The organism is Anaeromassilibacillus sp. An200 (assembly GCF_002160025.1).
GTDB classification, from domain to species: domain Bacteria; phylum Bacillota; class Clostridia; order Oscillospirales; family Acutalibacteraceae; genus Caccousia; species Caccousia stercoris.
In genome coordinates this window covers 49534-61793 of record NZ_NFJU01000004.1, presented here as the reverse complement: position 1 = coordinate 61793, position 12260 = coordinate 49534, and the positions used below count along the sequence as shown (strand labels likewise).

The 12260-nt window shown below is 57.3% G+C and carries 13 protein-coding genes; 5 read left to right on the top strand and 8 right to left on the bottom strand.

The window, feature by feature from the left end; translation table 11 throughout:
* Positions 1-50 precede the first annotated feature (50 nt).
* From B5F35_RS03060 to B5F35_RS03045, 4 genes are all read right to left on the bottom strand, one after another.
* Positions 51-899 (bottom strand): prephenate dehydrogenase, encoded by an 849-nt coding sequence (locus B5F35_RS03060; RefSeq protein ID WP_242969377.1) that lies wholly within the window; start codon positions 897-899, stop codon positions 51-53.
* A gap of 3 nt (positions 900-902) precedes the next feature.
* A complete protein-coding gene (gene aroF / locus B5F35_RS03055; protein WP_087237958.1) occupies positions 903-1919 on the bottom strand; it encodes a 3-deoxy-7-phosphoheptulonate synthase in 1017 nt (338 codons plus the stop codon).
* 378 nt (positions 1920-2297) lie between these two features.
* Positions 2298-2825, bottom strand: a complete 528-nt coding sequence (locus tag B5F35_RS03050) for a shikimate kinase (RefSeq protein ID WP_087237956.1) — start codon at positions 2823-2825, stop codon at positions 2298-2300.
* Positions 2825-3700, bottom strand: coding sequence for a shikimate dehydrogenase family protein (locus B5F35_RS03045; RefSeq protein ID WP_087237954.1), 876 nt, complete (start codon positions 3698-3700; stop codon positions 2825-2827). The genes B5F35_RS03050 and B5F35_RS03045 overlap by 1 nt, the downstream gene beginning before the upstream one ends.
* A gap of 240 nt (positions 3701-3940) precedes the next feature.
* Between B5F35_RS03045 and acpP the strand changes: the two genes are divergently transcribed.
* From acpP to proS, 5 genes are all read left to right on the top strand, one after another.
* The gene (acpP, locus tag B5F35_RS03040; protein ID WP_087237952.1) at positions 3941-4168 is read left to right on the top strand and encodes an acyl carrier protein; all 228 of its coding nucleotides are present in this window, start codon (positions 3941-3943) and stop codon (positions 4166-4168) included.
* Positions 4169-4272: 104 nt separating this feature from the next.
* Positions 4273-4788, top strand: coding sequence for a GNAT family N-acetyltransferase (locus tag B5F35_RS03035; protein ID WP_087237950.1), 516 nt, complete (start codon positions 4273-4275; stop codon positions 4786-4788).
* A 285-nt stretch (positions 4789-5073) separates the two neighbouring features.
* Positions 5074-6156, top strand: coding sequence for a sodium ion-translocating decarboxylase subunit beta (locus tag B5F35_RS03030; protein WP_087238150.1), 1083 nt, complete (start codon positions 5074-5076; stop codon positions 6154-6156).
* Positions 6157-6174: 18 nt separating this feature from the next.
* Positions 6175-6369 (top strand): hypothetical protein, encoded by a 195-nt coding sequence (locus tag B5F35_RS03025; RefSeq protein ID WP_242969376.1) that lies wholly within the window; start codon positions 6175-6177, stop codon positions 6367-6369.
* Between the two features lie 47 nt (positions 6370-6416).
* Positions 6417-7853 (top strand): proline--tRNA ligase, encoded by a 1437-nt coding sequence (gene proS, locus B5F35_RS03020; RefSeq protein WP_087237948.1) that lies wholly within the window; start codon positions 6417-6419, stop codon positions 7851-7853.
* Between the two features lie 329 nt (positions 7854-8182).
* Here the strand turns inward: proS and B5F35_RS03015 are convergent, their stop codons facing one another.
* The 4 genes from B5F35_RS03015 to B5F35_RS03000 all read right to left on the bottom strand — a co-directional run bounded on the left by B5F35_RS03015 (position 8183) and on the right by B5F35_RS03000 (position 12112).
* Positions 8183-9295 (bottom strand): phosphotransferase enzyme family protein, encoded by a 1113-nt coding sequence (locus B5F35_RS03015; protein ID WP_087237946.1) that lies wholly within the window; start codon positions 9293-9295, stop codon positions 8183-8185.
* 5 nt (positions 9296-9300) lie between these two features.
* Positions 9301-10227, bottom strand: a complete 927-nt coding sequence (locus tag B5F35_RS03010; RefSeq protein WP_087237945.1) for a nucleotidyltransferase family protein — start codon at positions 10225-10227, stop codon at positions 9301-9303.
* Positions 10228-10331: 104 nt separating this feature from the next.
* The gene (locus B5F35_RS03005) at positions 10332-11240 is read right to left on the bottom strand and encodes an AraC family transcriptional regulator (protein ID WP_087237943.1); all 909 of its coding nucleotides are present in this window, start codon (positions 11238-11240) and stop codon (positions 10332-10334) included.
* A gap of 11 nt (positions 11241-11251) precedes the next feature.
* On the bottom strand, positions 11252-12112 hold the full coding sequence (locus tag B5F35_RS03000) for a helix-turn-helix transcriptional regulator (protein ID WP_087237941.1): 861 nt from the start codon (positions 12110-12112) through the stop codon (positions 11252-11254).
* Between the last annotated feature and the right edge of the window lie 148 nt (positions 12113-12260).

The window sequence follows — 12260 nt, the reverse complement described above, 5'->3', positions numbered from 1 at the left end:
ATAGATATAGCATTTCTTTTATTTTGACCGGACGGTGCCTTGCCATCCCTTTACTCGCCCAAAGCTTCCTTGACAAGCCGCCCCTGGCGCAGGAGTGCGCAAAGACGTTTTTCGTCACCTTCCCGTACCGCGTCGCGCACGGCGGAGAGGTTGTCAATCAGAGTATCCAGCTCCTGGGCAAGGGGGTCCGCGTTGCTCAGGAAAAGCTCCGTCCATAGGGTTTCGTTGATGTTTGCCACACGGGAAACGTCGCGGTAGCTGCCCGCGGAAAAGCCCTTGTGTCCGGGACATTGCGGGCTCAGGACATAAGCACAGGCCAGCGCGTGAGGAACCTGGCTGGTGAAAGCGATCATCCGGTCATGCTCTTCCGGTGTGGTAACCACGCACCGTCCGAAGCCAAGCGCCTGCGCCATGCGCTGCAGCAGGGCGACATCCTCCTCCGACGCGCCGCATGGGGTGATAAGATAGCTGGCCCCACGGAACAGGGAGGCTTCGCTGGCGGCAAAGCCCACCTTTTCACGGCCTGCCATCGGGTGGCTCCCGGCGAAGCGGAAGCCGTATTCCCGCGCGAGGGCGGAGAGATCGGCACAGATTTTTGTCTTGATGCCGCAGGTATCGGTGACCAGGCACGAGCGGGAAAGCTTCGCGCCGTGCTCCCGCACGAAAGCAACGGCGGCCTGCGGATAGAGGGCAAGGATCAGCAGATCCAGCCGCCCCAGATCGTCCCAGGCTCCCGCGAAATCGATCGCTCCGCAGGCCAGCGCACTGTCAAGGACAGCGGGATCGCGGTCGAAGCCCCAGACGGTGCAGTTCGTGTATTCCCGGAACGCCTTTGCGAGGGAGCCGCCGATCAGTCCCAGCCCCACGATCCCGACGCGCAGGGACAGCTCCTCCTCCACGGCTCAGCCCTCCGTCCGCAGCAGCTTCGCTGCGGTGAATACGCGCTTTGCCACATGGTCGAACTGATCCGGTGTGAGCGACTGCGCGCCGTCGGACAGAGCCTTGGCGGGATTGTTGTGCACCTCGATGATCAGTCCGTCCGCGCCGGCCGCGACGGCGGCCATGGCCAGCGGTTCCACCAGCCAGGCAATGCCGGAGGCGTGGCTTGGGTCCACGATGACGGGCAGATGGGACAGGCGCTTGAGGATTGGCACAGCGGAGATGTCAAGCGTGTTGCGTGTGTACGTCTCATAGGTGCGGATGCCGCGCTCACAGAGGATGACCTGATCATTGCCGCCCGCCATGATGTATTCGGCGCTCATCAGCAGTTCCTCGATGGTGCTGGAAAGGCCGCGCTTGAGCAGGATCGGCTTGCGGATTTTGCCCAGCTCCTTGAGCAGCTCAAAATTCTGCATGTTGCGCGCGCCGACCTGGATGATATCCACATCCTCGAAGAGAGGCAGATGGGCGGCGCTCATGATCTCGGTGACGATCGGAAGCCCTGTTTTCTTGCGGGCCTCGCGCAGAAGCTCCAGGCCGTCCGCCTTCAGGCCCTGGAACGCATAGGGGGAGGTGCGGGGCTTAAACGCGCCGCCGCGCAGGAACTGCGCACCTGCCGCCTTTACGCGCGCGGCCACCTCGCAGATCTGCTCTTCCGTTTCCACAGAGCACGGACCTGCCATGATCGACAGGGAGCCGTCCCCGATTTTCTGCCCGCCCGGCAGAGTGATCACTGTGTTGTCGGGGTGGAATTTCCGGTTTGCCTTTTTATACGGCTCCTGCACGCGCTTGACGCTCTCCACAAAGTCCTGCGCGGCAATGTAGTCGATGTCAATGGCCGAGGTATCGCCGATGAGGCCGAGGACGGTGCTCTGTGTGCCGACCCAGGTGTTAACTTTAACGTCGTAGTCGTGCTTGAGCCCTTCGGTGAAGTGGTTGAGCTGTTCGACGGTGCAGTTCGGCTTTAATACGATAATCATGGAAATTCCTCCTTTGAATGATGAAAGTGCGGGGGATGCGGGAAAAGGGCAACAAAAAACGGCGGGGCTGTTTCCAGCTCCGCCGTTTGATCGTCAGCAGCATCGCGGTGTTTCCGGTATCCCGAAAACACAGGCTTTGGTTTCGATTACAAGCCCTTCCGTCTGCTGCGCGGCATGGAGTTTCCACAGCAATCAGCGCATGCACAAAAATCCCGCGCCATAAAATAGCGGGGATAGCCAAAGCTTGTAAATCGTGCGCTGAAAATTGCGTTCATGTGGAAAGTCTCCTGTTCCGCGGCAACCCGGACAGCTCCCGTTTTGAAATCTTTTTTATCATACCGTTCTTTTTTTGGTTTGTCAACCGGAAATTTCAGAAAGCTAACATGTGCGCGGCGCTTCTCCCAGCACGGCGAGGATCCGCCGCGCCACTGCTTCCGGGGACTCCTGTGCCGGAATGGCATAATCCGAAACGGCGCGGTAGATCGGCAGGCGCTCCGCGAGCAGCGACTGAATCACGGCGCCGCGCTCGGGTTTTTGCAGCAGCGGACGGGAGGTGTCCTCCTTCAGGCGCTCCAGAAGTGTGTCAAACGGCACATCCAGCAGAACAATCACGCCGGTTCTGCGCAGAATTTCATCGTTTCCCTTTTGGATCAGCGTGCCGCCGCCGGAAGCGATCACGAGTCCCTGTTCATGGGAGAGGGCTTCACAGGCTTCCTTTTCCAGGGCGCGGAAGTGCGTTTCTCCCTCCTCGGCGAAGATAGCGGAGACCGATTTTCCGGCCTGCGACTCAATGTAGGAATCCATATCCACAAAGCGCCTGCTGCTCATTCGTGCAAGAAGGGGGCCGACGGTACTCTTGCCGCAGCCCATGAAGCCGCACAGAATGAGGTTGCGTTTCTCTTCCATTAGGCTCCCTCCCCAAACTGCCGGTTCATTTCCTCCACGGCCTCGCGGCACAGACGCAGCAGGCTGTCCGTATCGCATGCGGGAAGCCCCCAGAACTCCTCGGAAACGGCGGCCTGCCCGCACAGCATTCCGATTCCATGCACCGCCGTTTTCTCCAAGCGTTCCGCCGTTTGCAGCAGAACGGTTTCATCCGGATTGTACACCGCGTCAAAGACCGCTTTGCACCGGTTTATCACCTGTTCGGAAACGGGGCAGCCGTCGGTGTGCGGGTGCATCCCGACGGGTGTGCCGTTGACCAGCAGATCCCAGCGTTCCTGCGTGCCGCGTTCCAGCTCCTCGAAGGATTGCGCGCGAATTTTACAGGAAAGGCCGCGCTCCCTGGCAAAGGAGCGCAGATCTGCCAGAAGGGGCTCCGCGCGCTCCGGATGGCGTGCCGCGACGAGAATGGAGGAGGCTCCGGCCAGCAGGGCGGTGCCGCCCATCGCGCGGGAGGCTCCGCCGCAGCCGAGCAGCAGCAGGCTTCCTTTGCAGGATACGCCCGCCGCCCGCAGAGCGAAGAGAAAGCCGTCGCCGTCCGTGGAGCAGCCGATCAGCCTGCCGCCCTCGTTTTTCACCGTATTGACGGAGCCGAAAAAGGAGGCTGTTCCGTCGACCTCGTTGAGATAGGGCAGGATCGATTGCTTGTATGGGATGGTGATGTTAAAGCCGTCGAACTCCCGCAGGCGCTCCACGGCGGCAGGGAGTTCCTCCGGAGCAGCGTCGAGCAGCTCATACGACGCCTGCACGCCGGCGGCTGCAAACAGCCTCTGATGCAGGAACGGAGACATGGAGTGGGCGAGCGGGTGGCCGAGCAGGGCAAATTTGGCGGTGGACATGGCAGGTCATCCTTTCAGGAAAAATGCAAATGGAAACGGAAATTTCCAGCAAAGGGGAGGGATTTCCAAAAAAATGATTGACAAAGGGCCGGATAACTAATAATATGTGGATAGGCAGGGTGCGGCAGTGGTTCTGCCACGCCTCGTATTGTAGCACAACCGCCCGCCGTTTGTCCACCGGCAGGGGTACTGTGCCGCGCCTGACGTCTCTGATTTCATGTGAAGATAGGAGGGAAACGCATGGTTCTGGAAAAAGTGAAGAAGATTCTGAGCGATCAGTTTGATGTGGAAGAGGATTCCATCACTCCCGATACGATGATCGAAGGCGATCTGGGCGCGGATTCTCTTGACGTGGTTGATCTGCTCATGTCGATCGAGGACGAGTTTGAGCTCGAAATCCCCGACGAGGAGACGGACAACATTAAAACCGTCGGCGATCTGGTCCAGTATATTGAGGATCATACCTGATTTCCGTATTTTGTCCCCCGCTTTGGCGGGGGTAAACCATTTCAGGCAGCGGATGACGCAAAAGCGTCCGCTGCCTGTTTTCTGTTTGAGGGAGGAGACGGCGCATGAAAATAAAGGGAAAACTAAGCGGAGAGTGTGTGCGGCTGCGCAGCTATGAAAAAGAGGATCTGCCGTTTTGCATGGGGATTTGGCTGGATGAAGAAAACGGAAGATATCTGAGCGATCCCACTGCGAACTTTGTGGATGTGGTATATCAGAAAGCGCTCGACAATCTTCAGGACAGAGAAGATGTGTATTATCTGATGGTAGAAACCAAGGACGGAGACAGGGTTGGGACCTGCTTTGCGGCCCCGGATGAACAGGGGCTTGGATTTGACATTGGATATTGCATAGAAAAGCACTGCTGGAAGCAGGGATATGGAACCGAAACGCTGCACCTTTTGATCGATTGGATTCGAAAGCTGGGCGGAAAATGGGTTACCGCCGAAGTAGCTATAGAGAATTTGGGATCCATTGCGCTGTTGGAAAAGTGCGGGTTTGTGTTGGAAAAGGAATCGGAATTTCAAAAATACAATATGGATATTCGTTTTCCAAGCCGCTGCTACCGTTTGGAGCTCTAAAAGGAGATTGAGAGCGGAAAGGTTTCCGGAATTTTTTGGCTTGCAATGGGACATGCTTTCCATTATAATATAAGGTGCTTTTCCTGCGGTGGGGTTCAGCCGCAGGATTTTCTTGAAGCCGCGCGTCCGGCCGCTCCGGGGCGCCATGCGAAAATGTAGGTCCAGGCAAAGCGGAGGAGTCTCCGCACAGATTTCGGGCGGATAGAAAAAAGAAAAGGAGAGAAATAACACTTGCTGAGCGAATTTGAATTTCTGATCAACGGGTTCCAGAACGTCACATGGCAGATGGTGTTCATGTGGGTGATCGGCGGCCTGCTCATCTGGCTGGCGGTGAAAAAGGACTTTGAACCGGCCCTTTTGCTGCCCATGGGTTTCGGCGCGATCCTTGTCAACCTCCCGCTTTCGGGCGTGGTGGGGGAACACGGCATCATCACCTGGCTGTTCGAAAAGGGGATCAATGTGTACGAGGTTTTCCCCCTCGTGCTGTTCATCGGCATTGGCGCGATGATCGATTTCGGCCCCCTGCTTTCCAACCCGCGTATGCTTCTCTTCGGCGGAGCGGCGCAGTTCGGTATTTTCCTGACGGTCGTTTTGGCAGTCCTTCTCGGCTTTGATATGAACGACGCCATGAGCGCCGGTATCATCGGCGCGGCGGACGGCCCGACCTCCATCATGGTTTCCCAGAAGCTGGGAAGCAGCTATCAGGGTGCTATCGCGGTGGCGGCGTATTCGTACATGGCCCTTGTGCCGGTGATCCAGCCGCTGTGCATCCGTCTTGTGACCACCAAGAAGGAGCGCATGATCCGCATGCCCTACAACCCGGCGAAGGTCAGCAAGACCACCCGTATCCTGTTCCCGATCATCGTTACCATCATCGCGGGCTTCATTGCCCCCGATTCCGTAGCCCTTGTGGGCTTCCTGATGTTCGGCAACCTGATCCGTGAGAGCGGCTGCCTCGACAGTCTGTCTCAGACGGCGCAGGGACCGCTTGCCAACCTCATCACCATCTTCCTCGGCATCACGATTTCCTATCAGATGCGCGCGGAGGTCTTTGTGACATGGGGAACGCTCGTCGTCATGGCGCTCGGCCTGGTTGCCTTCATCTTTGACACCATCGGCGGTGTGCTGTTTGCGAAGCTGCTGAACATCTTCCTGCCCAAGGACAAGAAGATCAACCCGATGGTCGGCGGCGCGGGTATTTCCGCGTTCCCGATGTCCGCTCGCGTGATCCAGAAGATGGCTCTCAAGGAGGACAACCAGAACCACCTGCTCATGCACGCGGTCGGCGCGAACGTCGCGGGTCAGATCGGTTCTGTTGTGGCCGGCGGCATCATTCTTTCGCTGGCTCCGCAGTTCCTGGGCATGTAAGGAAAGGATGGATGTGCAATGATGAACAATCTGTTTTTTGCGGCGTCCGTGCTCTTTCAGAGCGTTCTTGGGGATGTGACGGATCAGGAGGTTTTCAACTCCCTCAAGCTGATGGGCTTCGGTATGCTGGGTATCCTGATCGTTATGGTCCTGATCTGGATCGTGATTGCCGTTCTCAACCGTGTGACCTCGGGAAAAAGCGAGGAAAAGTAATCATCCTCCGGCTTCTGCCGGGGAATTCATAAAGAGGAGAGACTCTCATGGCTGAACAGAAAAAAATGGTCGAAGCCATCACCCCCATGGAGGAGGACTTCGCCCAATGGTACACCGACATCGTGAAAAAAGCGGAGCTGATGGATTACTCCAGCGTGCGCGGCTGCATGGTCATCGAGCCATACGGTTATGCCATCTGGGAGAACATCACCCATTTCCTCGACGCCCGTTTCAAGGAGCTGGGGCATGAGAATGTGTCGATGCCCCTGTTCATCCCAGAGAGCCTTCTGCAGAAGGAGAAGGATCACGTCGAAGGCTTCGCGCCCGAGGTGGCGTGGGTGACGATGGGCGGCTCCGAAAAGCTGGAGGAGCGCCTGTGCGTGCGTCCGACCTCCGAGACCCTTTTCTGCGATCATTATGCCCGCGTGATCCACTCCTGGCGTGATCTGCCGAAGCTGTATAATCAGTGGTGCAGTGTGGTGCGTTGGGAAAAGACGACGCGCCCCTTCCTGCGCAGCGTGGAATTCCACTGGCAGGAGGGCCACACCATGCACGAGACGGCCGAGGAGGCCATGCAGGAGACGGAGCAGATGCTGCGCGTCTACGCCGACTTCTGCGAGCAGCAGCTGGCCATTCCGGTCGTAAAGGGCCGCAAGACCGACAAGGAGAAGTTTGCGGGCGCGGAGGCTACTTATACCATTGAGGCCATGATGCACGACGGCAAGGCCCTTCAGAGCGGCACCAGCCACTATTTCGGGGATGGCTTTGCCCGTGCCTTCAATGTGACCTTCCAGAGCCGCGACAACAAGCCGCAGTATCCGCACCAGACCTCCTGGGGCATGAGCACCCGCATCATCGGTGGTATCATCATGACGCATGGCGACGACAACGGCCTTGTCCTGCCGCCTGCCATTGCTCCTATCCAGGTTGTGGTTCTGCCGATCGCCCAGCATAAGCCGGGCGTGCTTGACAAGGCCGCTGAACTGCGCGACCGTCTCAAGAAGTCCTTCCGTGTGAAGCTGGACGACAGCGAGCAGAGCCCCGGCTGGAAGTTTGCCCAGTATGAGATGAAGGGCGTGCCGCTCCGTCTGGAAATCGGCCCTAAGGATATGGAGAAGAATCAGTGCGTGCTGGTACGCCGTACTGACCGCGAGAAGATTTTCGTCTCTCTCGACAATCTCGAGGAGGCCATTCAGGAGCAGCTTTCCATCGTGCGCCAGCAGATGTTTGACAAGGCGCTGGCCCGCCGCGAATCCATGACATATGAGGCCCGCACGCTTGACGAGATGATCGACATCGCTGCCAACAAGCCTGGTCTGATCAAGGCCATGTGGTGCGGCGACGAGGCCTGCGAGCAGAAGCTCAAGGACGACGCGGGCGTTTCCTCCCGCTGCATCCCGTTTGAGCAGGAGCAGCTCTCTGACGTCTGCGTCTGCTGCGGCAAGCCTGCGAAATCCATGGTATACTGGGGCAAGGCTTACTAATCTTTTTCCGCAAACATAAAAAATTCCCCCGCAGTCTCTTCCGAAGATTCCGGAAAGACTGCGGGGGATTTTCTTTTGATGTGGATTGAAAAACATCCGGAAAAAATCGCTTCGCTCTTTTTCCTGGCTTCTTTGTGGCTTCGCACAATAGTATGGGGCTCTGGGTCTCGCCTGCCGGCTCGGTCGGCGCTAATTCGTGCGCCACTGGCGCACCGCGCCCCCAAACCCCGCCGGGTCTTCGCTCCGCTTCGGTCGGCGCCTTGTCTGTGTGCCACCGGCACACGGCGCCCTTTTGAAAAAGGCGGGCGAAAACTTCACGTTCGCACTTTTTATTTCCTGTACTGATCGATGACAGCCTTCATGTCGTCCCACTGCTGCTCCATGTCGGAGACCAGCTTGAACTGTGTGCGGCAGCGGTCGAGATTCTGGCCTTCCCGATGCGTGCGGAAGTAGTGGTCGCCCTCCAGATAATCCGTCAGGAAGCGGATGCCGCACTCAAGCGTCATCAGCTTTGCGCCCCACGGGAGATAATCCAGTTCGGCATCTGTCAGAGCGCCTGCCGCGCCCTCCAGGAAGCCGCGTGTGTAGACGTTGAAAAGAGAGATATCAAAATTCACCTTGGACAGATCCTTCTCGTCCTCGGCGCTGTGGTTGGCGCCAAAGCGGATCGAGTCGCCGAAATCATTGATGGACAGGCCCGGCATAACGGTGTCCAGGTCGATGACACAGACACCGCGGCCGCTCTCACGGTCAATCAGCACATTGTTCAGCTTGGTGTCGTTGTGAGTAACGCGCAGGGGCAGCTTGCCTTCGCGCAGAGCCTGCAAAGCGACGGAGCAGTCCGCCTCACGGGCAGCGACGAAATCCAGCTCGGGCTGGACCTCCTTCACGCGTCCCATCACGTCGGCAGCCACGGCGGCCTTGAGCTTGGCAAGACGGTCCTCGGTGTCATGGAAATGCGGGATGGTTTCATACAGCGTATCGGCAGGATAATCCTTGAGCATGCGCTGGAAATTGCCGAACGCGAACGCGGACGCCTCGAACAGCTCCGGTGTCTCCGCGGCCTGAAGGCAGATAGTGTCCTCAATAAAGGGGTACACGCGCCATGCACCGCCCTCTTCGTCCGCATAGAAGCTTTTTCCGTCCTTTGTCATACAGACCTGCATGGTCTCGCGGGTGGGATCGCCGCCTGCCGCAGCGATCTCCTTGCTGAGATAGGAGGTCACGCCCACGATGTTTGCCATGAGCTGTTCCGGATGATGGAAAGCTCCGGAGCTGATCCGCTGAAGAATAAAGCGGCGGCAGGGATTCTCGCCTGGCTGTGTGTGGACGCAGAAGGTATCGTTGATATGTCCCTTGCCGTAGCGCACTGCACCGACAACCTCTCCGCCGAAGTCAAACGCATTCAGTGCGTTCTGCAAATACTTTTCTGCCCGTTCCATTGTTTTCAATCCTCCCAAAGCTTGTCGGGGTAGATCCCCTTTGCCGTCATATCCGCAATCGCCTTCACAACCACCGGCTTGTCGTCGCGGTAGGTTACGCCATACCATTTATCTGTGCTGCGCAGAACCTTCACACGTGCCTTGTCCTCCTCCAGCAGCTGCGTCACTACGCTGGGAAGGAAGTATTCTCCCTTGAGCGGGTTTTCCACAAGCGCCTTGTCAAGGAAAGCCGGGAAACGCTTTTCTGCTTCAGCCAGGAAGCTTTTGGTGAAGCCCCACAGGTTCATGGAAACGATGGTGCTGCCGGGCAGGCTCGTCCAGGTCTTGCCGTCATCCTCAGTGAAGCGGGCGTTTTCGCCGTCCTTCTCAATATGTGTGTGTTCGGTGACACGCACGAGATAACCCTTGCCATCCTCCTCACAGACGCCGCGGGCGACATGGCCGTTCTCGGTGACGGTGTTGCCCAGCAGGTAAGCGACCATTGCAAACTCATAGCAGTTGGGCCGGTCGGGATGGTTTTCCAGATATTCATAGATGCTGCGGAACGCGTCGTGACCATAATAGTCGTCCGCGTTGATGACGGCAAACGGTCCGTCCACGACCTTGCGGGCCGCCAGAATGGCATGCGCGGTGCCCCAGGGCTTCACGCGGCCTTCGGGAACCGTGTAGCCCTCGGGAAGATCCGCGAGCTCCTGATAAGCGTACTCCACATGGATGATTTTGGACAAACGATCGCCGATAGCGGATTTGAATGTCTCCTCGATCTCGTGCTTGATCACGAAAACAACGGTTTCAAAACCGGCACGGTGGGCATCGTAAATGGAATAATCAATGATCAGCTGGTTGTGGTTTCCCACAGGATCGATCTGCTTGAGTCCTCCGTAACGGCTTCCCATGCCGGCGGCCATCACAACAAGAACCGGTTTACTCATAAAAAATCCTTCCTCTTCAATAAAATGTCGGTGGATGGTTTGTGTACTTCTTTTTTGTCTGCTTCCATTGTAGTCCTCCCGGCAGGGAAAGAAAATAGACGATCTTACCCATTATTTGCACAATCGTCCGCAGAAGCCCCGGGAAGCTCCGCCAGCATCTTGACGCTGCGCGCATACTCGCTTGGCGTCATGCCGGTAATCATGCGGAACTTGCGCGAAAAATAGTGAATGGACTGAAATCCCAGACTTGCGGAAATCTGGGTAAAATTAAGCCGTCCTTCCCGGATCAGCCTGCGGGCGGCACGGATTTTCATTTTGCCGAAATACTCCATCACTCCGCCGCCGGTCTGCGCATGAAACAGCTTTTGCAGCTGGCTGCGGCCGATGAGGTTATCCCGGCAGATTTGTTCAATGGTAAGCGCACGGTCAAGATGCTCCTCCAGGTATTCCGTAACGCGCGCAACCGTACTTTCCTCCGCTGCCGGGGGCGCAAGCGGCCGGGCCGGCTGGCTGCCGCGCCGGATCAGGCGGATCAGGAGCTCTTCCAGAGCGGCGCAGATCAGCTGTTCGCTCCCGAAAAGCGAATTGGCACGGCGGTTCAGGCCGGTGGTGTAGGGGGAATTCAGCGGGGTGGAGAAGGCTTCGGTGCTTTCCTCCACGATACGGGCCAAAAGAGCGCGTTCCTGGGAATCCGCCCGCGTGATGCGGCCCCGGAAGAAGTCCATGCACGGGCTGTGGCACGCAAAGCTGACCACCACCAGATCCGGCGCGACGCCCAGAGCCGAGAGGGCGTGAAATTCGCCCGGTTCGTGGAAAATCATCTGCCCGCTTGTGAGGTCGCAGGTGCGATCTCCGGCGGTGACACGCAGAATCCCCTTGTCCACATAAAGAAATTCCCAGAAATCATGCGATTCCCCCGGAAAGGCATAGCTGCCGGAGTATTCAAAATAGTGGACTGTATACAAGGCAGAGATGGCCAGGGGCTTGGAGGGGCACAATGCGGAGTATGGCATGGAGGCCTCCTTCAACGGTTGGGCTTGTCATTCTCTGCGGCAAGCCTTGAAAGCTTTCGGTATTCCTGCGGACTGATGCCTTCAATCCGCCGGAAGCTCTGCGAAAAATAGCTGGGAGAGGAGAAGCCGAGAATCTGTGCGATCTGCGAAAGGGTGTGGTCGGTGTTGGAAAGCAGAAAACGGCTTTCCTGGGTTCTCCGGGAGATCAGATAGCTGATGGGCGAAACGTTGTATTCCCGCCGGAAGGCGTGCACCAGATAATATTTATTCATGTGAGCCACGTCGGCCAACTGATCCAGGGTGAGGTTTTCCTTGAAGTGGTTGTCAATATACCGCCGCACCAGGCTGCATTCCTTGCTGATTTTGCGTTCCGGCTCGTCGGAGGTGAGGGAAAAGCCATCCCGGCGCTGCAAACGGATCAGCATGGCATACAGCAGATGCTGGCAAAAATCCTGATAGCCGCTTTGGCCGAGGCGTGCTTCCTGTGTAATCAGGCGCAGAAACCACTGGATTTCTTCCCAGCCGGCGTCAAAGTGCAGGAGCGCGAAGCCTCCCGTATCGCCCAGTACCTCCAGCCCGTCAACGCCCAGGACAGTGTATTCCATAGGGCTTCCTTCCTGGCTGAGCTCGGTATGGGGGACATTGGCGTTCACCACAATCAAATCCCCGACGGCAACAGAGAAGCTTTCCTCCTGAAGGCGGAAGCGCCCGCGCCCGCCGGTCACAAAGAAGAGCTCCGCACAGGAATGGGTGTGGAGGGTGGAATTCCATTCCTGGCTGTATTGAGCGCAGCTGACGTACAGGAGTTTTGCGCTGGACTCCTCTACAGCAGCATGATCCGACGAGGGCATGATATAGTGAGTGGAATGCATAGATCAACCTCCTTACAGCGTTTCCGGCGCAGTTAAAAAGTGGGTTCAGAATTTTCTCCCATTTTCTCACGATATAGACATTATAAAACTTTTTGACGAATTGTTCAACTTCTAAAAAAACACAAAATATTTTTCCCTTCATTTTGAT